The organism is Salinisphaera aquimarina (assembly GCF_042643355.1).
GTDB classification, from domain to species: Bacteria; Pseudomonadota; Gammaproteobacteria; order Nevskiales; family Salinisphaeraceae; genus Salinisphaera; species Salinisphaera aquimarina.
On record NZ_JBHRSS010000003.1, the window covers coordinates 394837 to 411912 of the forward strand.

Sequence of the window (17076 nt, forward strand, 5' to 3'; positions counted from 1 at the left end):
GTGCGGAGGACGATATGGCGTTATCCCTGACGCGCTTCAAGACGGGCCGCCCGAACGCGGCGTCCTATCACGTGCTGCAGCAGTGGCTGATCATCACCGGCGTGCTCGTGTTCGCGCTGTGGGTGGCCCAGCAATACAACGTGGTGACGACACTCATCGAAGGCGACAGTACCCGGGTGAGCCTGCTGATCGCGCTGATCTTCGTGGTCACCTGGTGTTATTGCGGCGTGCGCAGCGCCTGGCTGTCGCGCGAGGCGTCACTGTTCGATGCGATCGTGGCCGGTGTGGATCGCGGGGAACGCCTGGATCTGCACGACGAGGCCCATATCGCGCTCGGCAGCACCGGCCAGCCGGACAGCGCCGCCGGCGCGTATCTGTCGTCGCTGATGCATTTCCATGCCCATCGCGGCGCCGAGCCGCCGGACACACTCGTGGACGTGCTGGGCGAGCAGCTGGCCGGCGCGCATGAACTCGGATGGTTCATCTGTGGCCTGCTGATCAAGCTCGGCCTGCTGGGCACGGTGATCGGCTTCATCGTGATGCTCGCCACGGTCGACAGCACCCAGTCCTTCGATGTCGCCGCGATTCAACAGTTGCTGGTGGGCATGAGTCAGGGCATGCGTGTGGCCCTCTACACGACGCTGGTGGGGCTGGCGACCAGCATGGTGCTGAGCCTGCACTATCTGCTGCTCGACCGCGCCGCGGACCGGCTGCAATCGCGTATCGTCATCTTCGCCCAGCGTCAGCGCCTGGGCTAGGGAACCTCTGATCTAGTCATGCACGGATCGCGTTTGAGGCCCAAGCCGTCTGCCTGCAAGGCGCCTGGCGAAGCGCCGTGGCAGGCTCCACGGTCGAGCCGGGCAACGCCGCAGGCGGGCGGCTTGGGCCAAACTTTTCTCGCAACGCGAGAAAAGCCGGGCCTATGCGCCCGTCTGGACGGCGTCACTCGTCGTTCATGTGCTATCAGCACATTTCTCTCCTCGTTTCTTGCCAGCCGCGCGCATAGGACTCCGGCGCGACCGCGCATGACTAGATCAGAGGTTTCGTGATGGCTTTCCGACGCAAGCGCCGGCACAGCGACACCGATCCGTTCACGGACCTGTTGTTCAATGCGCTGCTGGGCTTCACTTTCATGTTCCTGATCGCGGTGTTCTTTCTGAACCCGCCGACCAAGCAGGGAGATATTCCGGCGAAAGCGGAATACATCATCACCGCCACCTGGGAGCCGGGCCGGCCCGACGATATCGATCTGTGGGTGCGCGGGCCGACCGGTGACCGCGTCTGGTATCTGCATCCGGAAGCCGGCCTGATGAATCTGGACCGCGACGACCGTGGCCTGCTCAACGACGAGATGATTGTCGACGGCAACCGCATCACCAACCCGCTCAATCAGGAGATCGTGACCATCCGCGGGCGCGCGCCGGGCGAATACACGGTCAATCTGCAGTATTACGCCTCGCAGACCGGCCAGCCGGTGGATGCGGACGTGGTGGTCACGCGGGTCAACCCACGCCTGCAGATCGTCTACAAGGGCAGCACGACGCTCGACTATGTTAATCAGGAAAAGACCGCGGTGCGTTTCACCGTGAACCGCGACGGCTCGGTTTCGGACGTCAACACATTACAGACCAAGATCACCGAATGAGCACAGGAACACAGGACGAGGATTTCCGATGACACAGACACTCTGGCTGCTCGGCGGCGCGTACGTCGCGCTTGGCGTGCTCGTACTGGCACTCAATATCCGCAGTGGCTGGCCGGTATGGATACGCCTGGCCTGTATCGTGCTCGTGAGTGCACTGTATTTCGTCACCTGGCAGTCGCTGCAGGATCTGCGCGGCTGGCCGACACGCCTGAATCTGCCGCCGCATTTTCTGCTCAACGCGTCGTCGGTCGTCGAACCGGATGAAGCCGACGGCTCGCCCGGGCATATCTATCTGTGGGTGACGCCCGTCGTCGACGACGAGCCGGTCGACATGCCGCGCGCATTCCTGCTGCCCTATTCCCGCGATCTGCATACCCGCGTGCAGCGGGCCCGGGACGCCATGCGCAACGGCCAGTTGCAGATGGGCGACACCACTGTATCCACCGGCAATCAACGCATCAACAATCCGAGCAATTTTGCGCAGGATCATCAGGAGATCGATCTGCACAACGTGCCCGAACCCAGTCTGCCGGAGAAATGAGCATGGCCGGCATCCGCAACGTCGCTGTGGCACTCGTGCTGACCGGCCCCATCGCGCTCGGTCTGTCGGCTTGTGACGGCAGCGCCGATCCCGACGCGCTCTTTCCTTTGACCCCCGGCCTCGAGTGGACCTATCGCATCCAGGTCAAACCGCTCGGCAAGGAGCTGGAGACCAGCACGCGAACAATGCAGAACGTCAGCCGCGACGATTTCGCAGGCGAGCCGAAGGTGACCATTCGCAGGAATGACGGCGGAGCGCGCTACTACGTGGCCGAGCGCGACGACGGTTACTACCGGGTCGCCATGAAATCGGTGATCCATCATCATCCGATCATCGATCAACCGCCGATCAAGATCCTGCCGCTGCCCGTCAAGGCTGGCGCGACATGGATCGAGCCCGCGCATACCTACATGCTCGGCCGGGCCAAGACCTTCATCACCGAACACGCGCCGGGCAATACAATCACGCTCGATTACCGCGTCGAATCCGAAAACGTCGACGTCGACGTGCCTGCCGGCCACTTCACCGGCTGCGCGGCGGTGATCGGCGAGACGTCGTTCCACCTCGGTGCGGGCGTGGGTTTTCTGCCCTCGGACGTGCCGATCGTGCAGAAAGAATGGTATTGCCCCGGCGTCGGGCTCGTGCGCCTGGAACGCGACGAAAAGGTGACCAACTCAGCGCGCGTGATCACCGGCGGTCGCCTGAAAATGGAGCTGCTGCACGGCCCGTCATAGCGGCACCCCGCACACCCGGCCAACCGCGAAGGGCCTGCTGCACCTCGCGTCTTCGCCGAACCTGTCGGCCGGGCGTTATGCCGGGCGCCGTGCAGGTTGCCTGTCATACGCGACCATCGGACGACAGATACGAATACCGCGCCGGGGCGCGATCTCCGGCCGAATGGCGTCTAGCGCGCGACCGGCGCGCCGACCTTGTTCAGCGTCGCGCGTTCGATCGCCGGATACAGATGCGACACCGAACGGCGGTATTCGCCCGGCTCCACCGCGAGCCTGGCCCAGCGCGGCGGCAACGGCTCGAACAGCACCTCGGCCTGGCTTTCGCCCTGTCGGGCGGCGTCCTGGAAATGCGAGCGCAGCCAGTGCAGGTACGCGGACGTCTGAAGCAGCGGCGCCGCATCCGCGCTTGCCGGTCCGTGCCCGGGCACGATCAGTTTGAAGTCGCGTTTCTCGGTCGCGGCAAGGGCCGCCTGCCAGACATCGAGATCGGCGTTCGGCGTGGTCGGGGCACGGTCATGAAACGCGATATCACCCGCGAACAGCACGCCGGTGGTCTTGTCGAGCACCATCAGGTCGGCGTCGGTATGCCCGGACGTGCCGATCAACTGCAGTTCGTGTTTGCCGAAATTCACCACCTGCCCGTCTTCCACGGCCTCGGTCGGCACCACCGCGCTGGTGCCGCGCATCGCCGCGCCCACCAGATTGTAGAGATTGCTCGCCAGATCCGCGCCGATTTGTCGGGCCATGTCGATGGTGCCCGGCAAGGCGCCGATGGGCACGTCCTCGAAGGCGTTGTTGCCGAGAAAATGATCGGGGTGGGCATGGGTGATGTAGACCTGCACCACCGGCTTGTCGGTCACCTTGGCGATGGCCGCGCGCATGGCTTGACCATATAACCGCGACGGCCCGGTATCGATGACGACCACTCCATCGGCCGTGACGATGAACGAGGTATTGGAAATGGCACCGTGGTTGTCGAAACTGAAGTTCTCCATGGCGCCGTAGAACACATAGGTGTCGTCGGCGACCTGCTCCGGATTCAGGTCGTAGTAACCGGCCGCACGGGCCGTCGACGTACCACCGATCAGGGCCACCGCGGTGATCACGACCAGAGCCGCCACGGCGCCGAAACTTGTCCTCATGCTCATGACTCGGGCCCGTCCACCCGGGAATTGAAACGGTTGCCGTTGTTGTCGTGGCCACTCAGCGTGACCGGGCCGTCGGCGTCCAGATCCAGCGTGAACACCGGGTTCTCCGATACCGGCTCATAGGGCGTGATCCGAGCCAGTGTCTGACCGTCGGCGTCGGCGATGGTCATCTCCGAGATATAGAACGCCGGAATGCCGGCGGCCAGCCCCGTATCCATGGGATGAATAACACGAACCTTGAGGCGTTCACTCGCGTGCTTGTCTTCGCGGTCCGGCGACCACAGCCGTGCGGTGGTCTCGCCCAGCCGGGTTTCCCAGATGGGGCTGGCGCTGGCCACGCTGGGCGCGGTACAGCCGCCGCCCTGGGCGTCGATCCATTTGCCGCCGACATGCCAGGTGCCGTCGGATGTACGCATGGCGGCACGAATCGGCGTGGCCTGCTGAATCTTGAAGGCAAAGCCGATCGAAGGCTCGGCCTTCACCGGATAATAATCGAGCACGCGCGTGATCGGGCTCAGATCCGCAAACACGAGCACCTGCTCAACGTCGTCGAGCCCCGGCGCACTCACCTGTACCGGCGTGTCGAGCGAATTCTCCGCATAGTCCGGCGCCTGGACCTTCACGCGATCATCGAACACGACCGGCGCATCGCGAAAGAACTTGCGCGCCATATATATCCATTGCGACGACTGCAACGGATCGTCGGGCACCGCGGCCGTGCCGGCCGTCGGCGCGAGTACGGCAAGCGTCAGGCAAACCACCATCAACCGTTTCATTGCTGTTCTCCTCTCGCGTGCCGTATCCGAAGCGTCGGATAAGGCGTGTCCGACGGCTCGATGGCGGTCAGATCGTTGTTGCGGATGGGACGGGTCTCGCCCTCGGGCGGGCTGGAGGCGAGGATATTCATGTCCGTCGCCATGGCCACACCGACAATCGCGTCGTCTTCCCAGGCCAGACGATAGTAACGCCCGTTCCAGAAATCCACGCCGAATTCGTCCGCCTGTTTGACCAGAAACAGCAGGTCATACTCGAGATCACCCAGATCCACGTCCGTGATCCGGCGACCGTTCTCATAAGGATACGGCAGATGACACTGCAGCCGCGGCGGCGCCGGCAGACACTGGAACGGTCGCATGGACAGAAAATGCGGCGCGAACGGCGCGTCCCGATACCGCAGCCGATAGCTGCCGTCAGTGCCGATGGTCAGGTCCGCGACCACCACGACGTCGCCGCTCGCCGGCTCCAGTACCACCTCCATGCTGCGCTCCGTGCCGCCGGGCGCTGCGTGTGCGGCGCCGGCTGCGCACAGCAGCAGACAGACCCGTACCACCAGCCGGCGCATGATCCGGCTACAAACCGGCGGTCATCTTGTCTTCCTGCATCGGCTTGCGATAAGGCACACCGAACTGCTCGAAGATCTTCTTGAGCTCCCCGCTCTCGCGCAGAGTGTGCATCGCGTCCTTGATCGCCGCCGCCAGCTCCGGGTTGCCCTCCTTGACCGCCACGCCCACGTCCCAGCTGGTCTGATAGAGGCCGGTCAGCTTGGTGGTACGCATCTTCATGCGCGACTCGCCCAGCATCTTCGCCGCGCCCTTGAGCTCGCCGATCGGCGCCATCACGGCCACGACCTCGCCCGCGTTCATCGCCTTCATCGCTTCCGGCACCGAGTTGAAATGCTCGACGCCATCACGCAGCTGGCCCTGATAGGCCGACGACAGGAAATAGTCGCCCAGGGAATCGAGCTGCACGCCGATCTTCTTGCCGGCCAGGGCGAGCGGATTGTCGACATCGCCGCCCAGCAGCTCGGCGTTGTAGGCAAAGCCCATGGTCTCGTCGTAGTAGGGGGCGACGAACGTGGCCTGATCGTTGTCCTTCTGGAAGGCCGGCGCCATGCCGACGTGAATCATCGCGTCCGCCGGCTTGCCACCCAGGTAATGGCCTTTCCATACCTGGTTGCGGATGTCGTCACCCATGCCTTCGTCGGGCGTGAACGGCCGCGCCTTGAGCGACACGCCGAGTTGCTTGGCCAGCGCCCTGCCGATCTCGACGTCGATACCGGTGAACGAGCCGTCTTCGGCCTGATAGGACCACGGCGGAAACGCGCGATACATCGCGATCTCGATGCTGCCGACCGACTTGATCAGCTGCAATCGGTCCGCATCCTCGGCGTCGGCCACGGTGGCCGACGCGCTGTCTTCTACCGCTGTGTCAGCCGAAGCGTTGTCTTTTTTTTTATCGCTCGCCGCGGCGGACTCGGTCGCGCTCTGTTCCGGCGCGGCACTGGACGCGCTGTCGGCAGCGGTATCGTCCGAGGTGCTGTCGGTGTCGCCCGCCGGCTGATCGCCGCCCGCGGCCTGCTTTTCGTCCCACTGCTTGTACAGGTCGTCGAGATTCTTGTCGTTGTACTCGTAGTGGCGCTTGTCGATGTACGAGCGGATGGCCCACATCGTCTTCTGGTCGAGCACGTCCTCGAACGCCGGCATGTAGGTCATGCCGTTGCGCTGCACGCCGTTGCGGATATGGCCGAGGAAATACTCGTCGTATTCGGGGCCCAGCTCACGCAGATCGGGGGCGATACCGCCGGAGATCATGTCGATGCCGTGGCAGCGCGCGCAGTTGCCGTCGTAGGCGTTCTTGCCGATCTCCATGGCTTGCTTGGAACCGCGATAGGGGTTTTCGCTGAGCCACTTGCCCTCGGGAATATCCGGCAGCCCGCTGTTGTCGACGTCACCGCCCCCGCCGCCGTGCTGGGCCAGAACCGGCGCCGACAAGATAAGAAAACCGGCGGCCATCAGCGTAGCTGCCGTATTGCGAAATAAAGTCATGTTCAATCTCCTCTCGTCTCGGCACCCTCGCCGACATGATGTCCGGGTAATCAGCTCTGCTCGTCGGCCTGCTTGTAGAGGTCGTCGAGATTCTTGTCGTTGTATTCGTAGTAGCGCTTGTCGATATAGGAACGAATTGCCCACATCGCTTCCTGACTGAGCACCCCTTCGAACGCCGGCATGTAAGTCATGCCGTTGCGGTGAACGCCGTTGCGCACATGGCCGATGAAATACTCGTCGTATTCCGGGCCGAGTTCGCGCAGATCCGGCGCGATACCGCCCGATATGGCCTGCAGACCGTGGCAGCGGGCGCAGTTCTCATTGAATCCCGAATCGCCGATCTCGATCGCTGTCTTGTTGCCGCGATAGGGGTTTTCGGTGAGCCACTGGCCCTCGGGAAGCGGTTTGAGTCCCTCGGTTTCCACGGGCTGGGGCACGACATTGCCGTGTGCAAGGGCGGCGGTCGTTGCCACCGCCAGAACGCCTGCCATCACAACCGACAGGCATCGCAGATGTTTGGTTTGGATCATGGATCTCGTCTTGTAAGAGTTGGAGGCAAAACGGGCCGGCCCAAGGCCGGCCCGTCGCCATGCGTCCGAAGACGCCTACTTGCTGGCCAGGCCTTCCGGAATACGGAACACCCAGACACTGCCACCCTGGTTGAGGAACTTGACGCGCTTGGCGACTTCCCCACCCCACAGCGGCACCGCGCCACCCCAGCCCGAGGTCACGGCGACGTATTGCACGCCGTCCTGCTCCCAGGTGATCGGCTGGCCGACCACGCCGGAGCCGGTCTGGAATTTCCAGAGCTCCTTGCCGGTCTTGGCGTCGAGCGCCTTCAGATAGCCTTCCGGCGTGCCGTAGAACACCAGGTTGCCGGCGGTCGTCATCGTGCCACTCCACAGCGGCGCGTTGTTCTTGGCTTCCCAGACGATCTTGCCGGTCATCGGATCCATCGCCCGGATGGCGCCGATGTAGTCTTCATAGAGCGGCTGGATGTTGAAGCCCGCACCCAGGTAGGCCGCACCGGCCTTGTAGGTGATCGGCTCGTTCCAGATATCCATGCCCCATTCGTTGGTGGGGATATAGAACAGGCCGGTGCCCGGGTTGTAGGACATCGGCATCCAGTTCTTGGCGCCGAGGAACGACGGGGCCACGAACACGGACTCGCCCTTCTTGCCATCGCTCTTGGACGGATCGCCCGGACGGTTGCCGGTTTCGACCGGCTTGCCGGTCTTGGTGTCGATCTTGTCGGCCCAGTTGACCTTGCTTACGAACTTGTCGGCACTCTTGAGCTTGCCATTGGTGCGGTCGAGCACGTAGAAGAAGCCGTTGCGATCGGCCGACGCACAGTACTTCTTGCCCTGCGCGTCGAACGGGACACACATATTGGTGCCGTCGTAATCCCAGGCGTCGTGCGGGGTCTTCTGGTAATGCCAGGAGATCTTGCCGGTGTCCGGCTTGATCGCCACGATCGACGACGAATACAGATTGTCGCCGGGCCGCAGATGCGAGTTCCACGGCGACGGGTTGCCGGCACCGAAGTAGATCAGATCGGTATCGCGATCGTAGGTCCCGCCGAGCCAGGTCGCCGCGCCGCCATGCTTGTACATGTCGCCGGGCCAGGTCGCGTTGCGGGTGCCGCTGATGCCGTTATCCGACTTCTTGCCATCTTTCCAGATGTAGCCCATGTTGCCTTCGACGGTCGGGCGGCTCCAGATCATCTTGCCGGTCTTGGCGTCGCGCGCCTCGACCCGGCCGAGTACGCCGAACTCGCCGCCGGATACGCCGGTCACGACCATGTTGTTCACGATCAACGGTGCGGCCGTGTAGGAATAGCCCTCCTTGTAGTCGGCAATGGTCTCGCTCCAGACGACGTCACCCGTGTCCTGATCGAGCGCGACCAGCTTGGCGTCGAGCGTGCCGAAAATGAACAGGTTGTCGTAGAGCGCGCCGCCACGGTTGACGACGTCGCAGCACGGCACGATACCTTCCGGCAGACGCTGATCGTACTGCCAGATCTCTTCGCCGGTCTTTACATCGATGGCGTAGGCCCGCGAATACGAGCCGGTGACGAACATCTTGCCGTCATAGACCAGCGGCTGCGATTCCTGACCGCGCTGTTTTTCACCGCCGAACGAGAACGACCACGCCGGATACAGATTCTTGACGTTGTCGGTATTGAGTTGCTTGAGCGGCGAGAAGCGCTGCATTTGCGTTCCCATGCCCACGGTCAGGACGTTGTCAGTGCTTTGTTGATCAGAGTTGATCTGATCCCAGTCGACCCCGGCAGCCGATGCTGCGCCGGCGCTGGCAAGTGCCAGCACACCCACGCTCAGCAGCCCCCGTCGCCAACCGCGTACGGAATTGGTTTTCATTGTCTCCTCCAGTTCTTGATAGGCCTCTGCCCCCAGCCTCTTCTGTGGGCTAGGGCGGGTCATCGCAAGAACAGTGCCAGCGATCCGGACGCGTACCGTGTAACTGGCGACAATATTTTTTATAGGCATAAATTGCTGATTTTATTTGACTTACCAAAGCCACAACAGTAGCGCCACTGCTGCCACCGGCCGCGACGACTGCCGTTGGTCGCCGCGGCCGGGCTAATTCAGGGAAAATGTCCCAATCGCATTACAGAGTGTTCCATCAAGGCCATTGAATGGTCATGGCAACTGCTGCAGCAGCGCGTCCTTCTTGTTCTGATAGTCCTCTGTGGTGATCAGGTTCTTGTCCCGCAGACGCTTGAGCTGGGTCAGGCGCTCTTCGATTCGCCCCCAGTCACGATTCGCCGCCGGCTCGGCCATGGCACCCGCGCCCACCGCGGCAGCGCTCGCACCGCTGGCCGACGCCGACGAGGCAGCCGCCGGCGCCGGCGATTCGACCGGCACGGGCACGGACGGCGTCGTCTGTGCCGGCATCGGCGCAGTCGCGCTACTGGCCGCCGCGGATGCGGCCGGTCCGTAACGCAACGGCCGGGCCGCGCCGCTGGAGCTGGATTCTATGGCGGTCGGCGCGGCGGCCGCCGCCGACTCGATCGCATCCGAGGTCGCGGGCAGTTCGATCCAGTCGCTGCGGTTACCATGGCGATGCCAGCTGCCGCTGGCGACCAGCGTCGACGTATCCACGCCTGCCGACCCTTCGCGGCTACCGTTCTTCAGCGGCGAAATGCTCAGGTCACGGAATTCACTGAATTCCTTGTCGAACTCACCGAAGATGATATTGACCGTGTTGTCGCGATAGAAGGCTCGCCCGGAGGTGACCCTGCGCGTTGCGGTGAAGATGGAACCGCCGGATCGCCGAAACACCGAGAACGCCACGTCCTGACGCGGCCCGGCCTGAACGAAGGCCTTGGACATTTCGGCCCCGAGTTTCTCCAGACGCGACGGCGACGCCAGCGTGACGGCGTTGCCGTCTTCATCCGTGACCCGCAGCGACGACAGCAAGGCCTGCAACTGCTCCGGCTCGAATGCCGCCGGGTGTTCGTTGCGAACGGTCGCAGCATCACCCTGCGGGATGAGTTGCACTCTCAGGTCGGTGCTGCGGGTGATATTGACGTAGGCGGGCGGCGCGTCACTGCTGCCGGACGCATGTGGCAGCGCGCTGCAACCGGCCGTCAGGGCGGCAATCGCCATGCCGGCCAACACATGTTTTCTCTGCATTGTTACTCCTCGTCGCGCTCGCGCGTCGTTATTGATTTTCAAGGCTATAGCCAAGTCTCTAGCCTATGTCGGCCCGGCTGAAGTCGCCAGTCCGATCCATAAAAAAAGCCGGACAGCAGCGCTGCCCGGCCGTCGCAGGGGATGATGCGACTAGAAAGTGAAGAAGGCGCCGACGTTCACGTTGTCGGAGTCGATGTTGTTGTTGGCATGGTCCTCGGAGATCGCATGCGAGTACTCGGTCGTGAGCGTGAGGTTCGGCGTCAGGCTGTAGTAATAGCCTGCCGTGACCTTGCGGTTGACTTCGAACAGGCAGTTGCCACCGGAGCCGGCACAGGCCGCACTGCCGGGGAACGTATCCGAATCGTAGCCGGTGTCGTCCAGACGGGACTCGCCGTAGTTGACGCCGAACTTGTTCTTGCCCGCGGTGTAGGTCAGCTGCGCGAGACCGCCGTAGGAATTACGCGTGTTGCCACGGCCGTCGAAGCTGTCGAACAGATAGGCCACGGAGCCCAGGCCATCGGTGTAGTAGCCGGACAGCAGAATGCCGATCGGGCCGAAGTCCTGCTTCCAGTTGAGGTCCACACCGTAGACGCGTTCCTTGGTGAAGGAATCGTCGTCGGCGTCGTCCGGCGTGCCTTCGTTATCCTGAATACCGTCAACCTCCAAGGTTACGGCGTTCAAGGAGACGAAGCCGCCTTCCCAGGCGTACTTGAGCTGGCCATGGAAACCCGGGGAGCTTTCACCTACGCCGATGCTGCTGCCGGCGGTGAGCGAATCGACCGTCTGAATAATACCGACGGTCGCGGTGAAACCGCTCATGTCGGGCGTGGTGTAGTTGATCTGGCTCAGCGTGTCGGTATAGATGTAGCCGAAGCCGATCGAGCCGAGCGTGGTGTTGCCGGGCGATGCCGGAGCGACGGAACTGACACCGACGGCCGGGATGGTCATGTCGTTGATGATGGCGTCGAAGCCGAACAGACCGAAATCACGACCGGCCTTGATCGTGCCGAACTCGGAGTTGCCGAACTTCAAAAACACCTGACGGACATCGAGACCGGTTGTGCCCAGGCCCACGTTGTTGCCGGGTCCGACGTTGGGTGACAGGTTGTCGTTGGTCACAATGCCGGGATACAGGCCGAAGGTACCGGAAATATCCCAGCCGTTCTGATGGGTGGCGGCGGTGAATACCAGCTGGGCCGGCAGCAGACCGGTACGCACACTCGAGATATCGTTATCGCCAATGGGGCCGGCGACGTTACAGGCACCGACGACGTTACCGGCGATCGCGCCGCCGAAGCTGGTCGGTGTCGCCTGATTGTCGCAGGCGGTATAGACGTAATTGGCGTTGACTTCGCCGGTGGCGGTGAAGGTCCAGTCACCGGCCTGCATGTCGATAGCCTGCGCAGCCGGCACCATGCCGAGCAGTGCCAGCGAACCCGCCGCCGACAGGGCAAATTTCCTCAATCGCATTGTCATCTCCCCATTTTTCTAATCGTTTTTAACCGGCTACGGCGCCGGCGGAGGCCTCCCAGGATTTGCAGGCTCCCCAGCCAGTCGATTGCCCTAACCGCGTGTTTCCGGCACGTCCCTAATTCGCCGGTTAACAGGGATATAGCAAAGCACGTGCCAATAACGACTCGGGGCCGTCAAACGGGCAGTTTTGTGAGAGAACGGAGGTGCAGGCCGCGTCAGGCGTTACTGAACGGAGCCAGATTTGTCTCGAATGTATCGATCATTCGTGTCGTTTATGACACATTGCGCAGGTGCAGCATAAACTCACTGCAACGCAACAAAATCGTTCACAATTTCAATTGCAACAGACGCTTGTCGGCGGGCGGATGGGTCGCGAAAAACAACATATAAGCGGTCGCCATGGTCGGCGCGCCCAGGTTGTTCTTGAGAAGTCGCTCGAGCGCACTGACCAACGCATCGCGCTCGGCGTGGCGCGCGGCATAGGCATCCGCCTCATACTCATAGCGCCGCCGCAGGCCGGCGAACCAGGGTTGTAACGGCCAGGCGAGCGCCGGCAGCAGCACATAGGCCGCGACTGCCCACACAATTGAACTCAGCCCGGGGGCGATCATCGGCTGCAGCAATCCGAACAACAGGAAGCTACCCGCGAGCAGCGTGCCCTGAAGCAGGTAGTAGCGGCGCAGATGGCCACAACGATAATGGCCCAGTTCGTGGGCCATCACGGCCTCGAGCTCGGCCGGCGACAGCTGCGCGATCAGCGTATCGAACAACACCACGCGCTTGCGCCGCCCCAGCCCGGCAAAATAGGCGTTGGCCAGCTTCGACCGGCGCGAGCTGTCCACCACCCACACCTGCTCGAGCTGGGCACCACAGCGCTGCATCATCGCCTGCAGACGGTCGCGCAGTTCACCGTTCGGCAACGCGGTGAACCGGTTGAACAGCGGCTCGATCAGATGCGGCCGCCCCCAGAACAACGCCGCCGCCCCGGTAAGCAGGGCCACGGTGCTCCACCACCAGCCTCCGGGCGCATCCAGCAGCGCGAGCGGCCAGACAATCCAGACTGCGGCCATCGCCGCGATCACCAGCTGTAGCCCGATGCGTCGCAGAAAATCGGCACCCAGTTCACGACCGCTCATGCGCGACATGCCGTAGGCACGATCCACCCAGCGCCAGCGCGCCCAGGGCAGCAGCAGGCGCAGCAGCTGATCGATCAGCGCGAATACCACGACAAACAGAAGCGCGCCGGCCAGACCGGACGTCGAGAAGGGCTGAAACGATGCAGCCAGGGCCCCCGCGCCCAACCAGAACGCGACGCGCAGGCACTGCTCCAGATACACCAGCCACTGAAACAGCGCACGCCGCTGACCGTAGCCGATCGACTCCGGTTGGGCCGCCGTGTCGGAGGCCCGCGACAGCCCGGCCAGGTGCTGCCACTGGCGCGCGCAGATCCATGCCTGCAACACCAGCCCCAACCCCAGCCAGAGGCTTGCCGCCCACAGCCAGCCAGCGGACAGGCCGGTCATCCCGTATTACCCCGACGGGGGCGTGGGGACGACCGCCGAACGCAACGGGATAACGAAATATTATAACGCCGGAGGGATTTGACCTGCTGCCGAAGCAGAGTAATGTTGATTGCAGACCGGGCCCTCGCCCGGACGAGCAGCAACGAATCAACAATCACATTATTCGATAGATGAGGAGTACCCATGAGTACAACGATACATCCCTCCGTGGACAAGGGCATGACGCCGGCGGCCGACAATTTTTCCGGCGGCACCCTGCGCTGCAAGTGCAGCAGCGATCCGGTCGAGGTCAGCGTATCGTCACAGTGCGCGCATAACCACGTCTGCGGCTGCACCAAATGCTGGAAGCCGGACGGCGCGTTGTTCGCACAGATCGCGGTCGTGCCCAGCGACAGCGTCAAGGTCACCAAGAACGAAGACAAGCTGAAAGTGGTCGATTCCTCGGCCGCCATCCAGCGCCATGCCTGCAGTGAGTGCGGCGTGCACATGTACGGGCGCATCGAGAACAAGGACCATCCGTTCTTCGGTCTGGACTTCGTGCATACCGAACTCTCGGACGAAAGTGGCTGGGAGCCGCCGCAGTTCGCCGCCTTCGTATCCTCGATCATCGAAGCGGGCGCCGACCCGGACAAGATGGGCGAAGTGCGCCGGCATCTGCACGATACCGGCCTCGAGCCCTACGACTGCCTGTCGCCCACGTTGATGGACGTGATCGCCACGCATACGGCGAAGCAGAAAGGCGTGCTCTGACGCCAGACGCTTTGCGGCGACTGGAAAATGCCCCCGCCTGACGGGGGCATTTTTTTGCGCCGGCCGCGCGACTGAGGCGCGCGCCGGAGATCTCGGGATGATTGCCCGGCCCGCCTGCGGCTTCAAAATCATTGCCGTGGATCGACAATCGTGCTAATTCAATTCCACGGCTAAGGGGTCGCACCGCGGATCGTGATGACGAAGGCCGGCTACATCGCCACGTCGGATGATCTGCAGGAAAAAGACAAAGACAACTAGAAAAGGAGACGCGAGATGGGTCAGTTCACAGGGATTTGGGGAATCGCGGCAGTCGCCGGGGCGGCACTGCTGGCCGCGGGCTGTACCGCCACACCGCCGACCAAGGGCAAGGATTCCGGCTACTACGTCGTCAATCCGGACAACCAGGTCTATACCGACGGCAAGGGCCATTGCTGGCATGTCACCGATACCGACAAGACGCCCAGCGATTATCGTGAGGAATGCGGCGACCAGATCGCCGTCGCCGTACTCGACAGCGACGGCGACGGCGTGCCGGACGACCGCGACCAATGCCCGGGCACGCCGCGTGGCACCGAGGTCGATGCCACCGGCTGTCCGATCGAGGAGCAGGCGCCGATCGTGCTCAAGGGCGTCACCTTCGAGTTCGACAAGTCGGTCCTGACCTCGCAGGCCGAGGATCGGCTCGACAACGTGATCAACGCGCTGCAGGCCAGCCCCGACCTCACGTTCCGGATCGACGGCTATACCGACAGCGTCGGCAGCGATGCCTACAACCAGCAGCTGTCACAAAGCCGGGTCGACTCCGTGCGTTCGTATCTGATGAACAACGGCATTGCCTCCAGCCGTATCACCGCGACCGAAGGTCACGGCGAATCGAACCCGGTGGCCAGCAACGAGACCGCTGCCGGGCGGGCGCAGAACCGGCGCGTGGAGCTCAACGTCACCGGCGGCTGATAGCAGAATCCGTTTGACGCGAATACACCGGGCGTCGGCTTGCAGGCCGACGCCCGGTTTTTTTTGCGCTGTCACCCCGGGATCGGGCTAACGCCCGCGCAGCAAACCGGTGTCGAAATCCTCGGGCAGCTCGATCTCGATCGGCAGTACGCCCGACGCCAGCGTCTTGCCGTAGTTGTCCAGCCGCAGGCTGCGCGATACGCCGCCGCCCAGCGCGCCTTCGCAGACGAAGTTGAACACCCCCAGGCCGGGCACGTCATAGCGGACGACCTCGCCCTCGATCACGCCCTCGAAATGCGCGCGTACGCGGTCGGCGGTCAACTGCTCGGCAAGCAACGCATAGGCCGCGCGATGGTAGACGATGACCGCGATATTGGAGGTATTGCCCTTGTCGCCCGAGCGCGAATGCGCCAGTTCGCGCACGGTCACGCGCTTTGGATTGTCCGCACTCATGCCGATGTCTCCACGAATTCGACTTTGGGGACGACCGCCTGACGATCGACCAGCGTGGACCAGATACCGATCACCTCGCGCACCCGATCCTGGTGCGGTACGCGCTTGCCGGTCGAGCCGAGCCCGGACACCGCCATCCCGTCCACTTCGCGGCCGACCTTGGCGGCCTCGGCGCGGCTGCGACAACGCGCCGCCACACGCACCGCGACCTCGTAGGGATCCACCGCCGGCGCCGGCGACATCGTGCCGTGTACCGCGTTCACGCCGACAATATCGAAGCGCACGTCCTCCGCCTGCAGATCGACGATCTTGAAGCGTTCACGCAGAATCTTCTCGGCCAAACGCGCCTTGTTGACCGCACCCGGCCCGGCGTAGAAGAACATGTCCTCGCCGATGAAGCCTTCCTGGGCGCCGATCGAGACCTTGAGCGTATCGGTGCGCGGCGTGCCGGTGATGCCGGACACGCGCATGCGATTCAGGCCCAGCGATTCGATCTGCGCGCCGGTGAAATCCACCACCACATCGGGGGTGATATAGCGCGCCGGATCGTGCACCTCGTAGAACATCTGCTCGAGCACGGTACGACGATTGATCACCCCGCCGGTGCCGGCCACCTTGCTGATCACCGCGGCGCCATCGGGCTCGATCTGGGCGATCGGGAACCCGAGATTCCAGGGCTCGGGGACGTCCTTGTAGCCGGGGTCGACGAAATAACCGCCGGTGATCTGGGCGCCGCATTCCATCAGGTGGCCAATGCCCGAGCCCTGACCGAGTTTGTCGGCATCGTCCAGCGACCAGCCGAATTCGTGGATCATCGGCGCCAGAAACAGAGCCGGATCGGCCACCCGGCCGGTCACCACGATATCCGCGCCCGCGGCCAGTGCCTGGACAATAGGCTCCGCGCCCAGATAAGCCTCGGCCGAGACGATCTCGCCGTCGATGGAAGCAAACGTGCCTCCGGTTTCCATCACCGGGCCGGCCAACTCGGCGATCCGATCGGCGATGATCGAACCGGTCACCGCGGCCACCTTCCAGTGCCCGGCCCCGTGGGCATCGAGCAGTTTGCGTATCGCCCGCGCCGCGGCCAGCGGGTTGACCCAGCCCTGATTGGAGATGATCTTGGTGCCGCGCCGGATACAGTGCGGCAGCACCGCGTTGAAACGATCCTCGAGATAGGTGTCGTAGCCGCCGAAATCGGCGTCGCGGCGCGCACGTACCTGGGCCGTGGACACGGTGGCCTCGGCCATGGTCTCGAAACACAGATAATCCAGATCGCCCTTCTCGGCGATCAGCGCCGCCGGCGAGATGCGATCACCCCACCAGCCGGAGCCGGTTCCTATTCTCAACATCGTCGATACATCCTGAAATACGAAT

The 17076-nt window shown here is 63.3% G+C and carries 17 protein-coding genes; 6 read left to right on the forward strand and 11 right to left on the reverse strand.

The window, feature by feature from the left end; all coding sequences use genetic code 11:
* The first annotated feature begins 14 nt into the window (after positions 1 to 14).
* The 4 genes from ACFOSU_RS05300 (at position 15) to ACFOSU_RS05315 (ending at position 2920) form a co-directional block, all read left to right on the forward strand.
* Positions 15 to 758 carry a MotA/TolQ/ExbB proton channel family protein gene (locus tag ACFOSU_RS05300; RefSeq protein ID WP_380687209.1) on the forward strand — a complete coding sequence of 248 codons (744 nt, stop codon included), beginning with the start codon at positions 15 to 17 and terminating at the stop codon, positions 756 to 758.
* Between the two features lie 290 nt (positions 759 to 1048).
* A complete protein-coding gene (locus tag ACFOSU_RS05305) occupies positions 1049 to 1645 on the forward strand; it encodes a hypothetical protein (protein WP_380687211.1) in 597 nt (198 codons plus the stop codon).
* Between the two features lie 28 nt (positions 1646 to 1673).
* Positions 1674 to 2186 carry a hypothetical protein gene (locus ACFOSU_RS05310; protein WP_380687213.1) on the forward strand — a complete coding sequence of 171 codons (513 nt, stop codon included), beginning with the start codon at positions 1674 to 1676 and terminating at the stop codon, positions 2184 to 2186.
* Positions 2187 to 2188: 2 nt separating this feature from the next.
* Positions 2189 to 2920, forward strand: coding sequence for a hypothetical protein (locus ACFOSU_RS05315; protein ID WP_380687215.1), 732 nt, complete (start codon positions 2189 to 2191; stop codon positions 2918 to 2920).
* 170 nt (positions 2921 to 3090) lie between these two features.
* On the opposite strand, the gene ACFOSU_RS05320 is transcribed toward ACFOSU_RS05315, so the two are convergent.
* The 9 genes from ACFOSU_RS05320 to ACFOSU_RS05360 form a co-directional block, all read right to left on the reverse strand.
* Positions 3091 to 4068 (reverse strand): quinoprotein relay system zinc metallohydrolase 1, encoded by a 978-nt coding sequence (locus tag ACFOSU_RS05320; RefSeq protein ID WP_380687217.1) that lies wholly within the window; start codon positions 4066 to 4068, stop codon positions 3091 to 3093.
* The gene (locus tag ACFOSU_RS05325; RefSeq protein ID WP_380687219.1) at positions 4065 to 4844 is read right to left on the reverse strand and encodes a quinoprotein dehydrogenase-associated SoxYZ-like carrier; all 780 of its coding nucleotides are present in this window, start codon (positions 4842 to 4844) and stop codon (positions 4065 to 4067) included. The genes ACFOSU_RS05320 and ACFOSU_RS05325 overlap by 4 nt, the downstream gene beginning before the upstream one ends.
* A complete protein-coding gene (locus ACFOSU_RS05330) occupies positions 4841 to 5410 on the reverse strand; it encodes a hypothetical protein (protein ID WP_380687221.1) in 570 nt (189 codons plus the stop codon). The genes ACFOSU_RS05325 and ACFOSU_RS05330 overlap by 4 nt, the downstream gene beginning before the upstream one ends.
* A gap of 7 nt (positions 5411 to 5417) precedes the next feature.
* Positions 5418 to 6893, reverse strand: coding sequence for a cytochrome c-550 PedF (pedF, locus tag ACFOSU_RS05335; RefSeq protein ID WP_380687223.1), 1476 nt, complete (start codon positions 6891 to 6893; stop codon positions 5418 to 5420).
* 50 nt (positions 6894 to 6943) lie between these two features.
* The gene (pedF, locus tag ACFOSU_RS05340; protein ID WP_380687225.1) at positions 6944 to 7423 is read right to left on the reverse strand and encodes a cytochrome c-550 PedF; all 480 of its coding nucleotides are present in this window, start codon (positions 7421 to 7423) and stop codon (positions 6944 to 6946) included.
* 75 nt (positions 7424 to 7498) lie between these two features.
* A complete protein-coding gene (locus tag ACFOSU_RS05345; protein WP_380687227.1) occupies positions 7499 to 9271 on the reverse strand; it encodes a PQQ-dependent methanol/ethanol family dehydrogenase in 1773 nt (590 codons plus the stop codon).
* Positions 9272 to 9553: 282 nt separating this feature from the next.
* Positions 9554 to 10549 carry an SHOCT domain-containing protein gene (locus ACFOSU_RS05350; RefSeq protein WP_380687229.1) on the reverse strand — a complete coding sequence of 332 codons (996 nt, stop codon included), beginning with the start codon at positions 10547 to 10549 and terminating at the stop codon, positions 9554 to 9556.
* Between the two features lie 150 nt (positions 10550 to 10699).
* Positions 10700 to 12019, reverse strand: a complete 1320-nt coding sequence (locus tag ACFOSU_RS05355; protein ID WP_380687231.1) for a porin — start codon at positions 12017 to 12019, stop codon at positions 10700 to 10702.
* A gap of 329 nt (positions 12020 to 12348) precedes the next feature.
* Positions 12349 to 13545: a M48 family metalloprotease gene (locus tag ACFOSU_RS05360; RefSeq protein WP_380687233.1), complete on the reverse strand. Its 1197-nt coding sequence runs from the start codon at positions 13543 to 13545 to the stop codon at positions 12349 to 12351.
* Between the two features lie 183 nt (positions 13546 to 13728).
* On the opposite strand from ACFOSU_RS05360, the gene gfa reads away from it, so the two are divergent.
* Entirely contained in the window at positions 13729 to 14295 is a 567-nt protein-coding gene (gfa, locus tag ACFOSU_RS05365; protein WP_380687235.1) for an S-(hydroxymethyl)glutathione synthase, read from the forward strand.
* Positions 14296 to 14568: 273 nt separating this feature from the next.
* On the forward strand, positions 14569 to 15249 hold the full coding sequence (locus tag ACFOSU_RS05370; RefSeq protein WP_380687237.1) for an OmpA family protein: 681 nt from the start codon (positions 14569 to 14571) through the stop codon (positions 15247 to 15249).
* 87 nt (positions 15250 to 15336) lie between these two features.
* Here the strand turns inward: ACFOSU_RS05370 and ACFOSU_RS05375 are convergent, their stop codons facing one another.
* The gene (locus ACFOSU_RS05375; RefSeq protein WP_380687239.1) at positions 15337 to 15702 is read right to left on the reverse strand and encodes an AtuA-related protein; all 366 of its coding nucleotides are present in this window, start codon (positions 15700 to 15702) and stop codon (positions 15337 to 15339) included.
* Positions 15699 to 17051: an acyclic terpene utilization AtuA family protein gene (locus tag ACFOSU_RS05380; RefSeq protein WP_380687241.1), complete on the reverse strand. Its 1353-nt coding sequence runs from the start codon at positions 17049 to 17051 to the stop codon at positions 15699 to 15701. Before ACFOSU_RS05380 ends, ACFOSU_RS05375 begins: the two co-directional genes overlap by 4 nt.
* Positions 17052 to 17076: the final 25 nt, after the last annotated feature.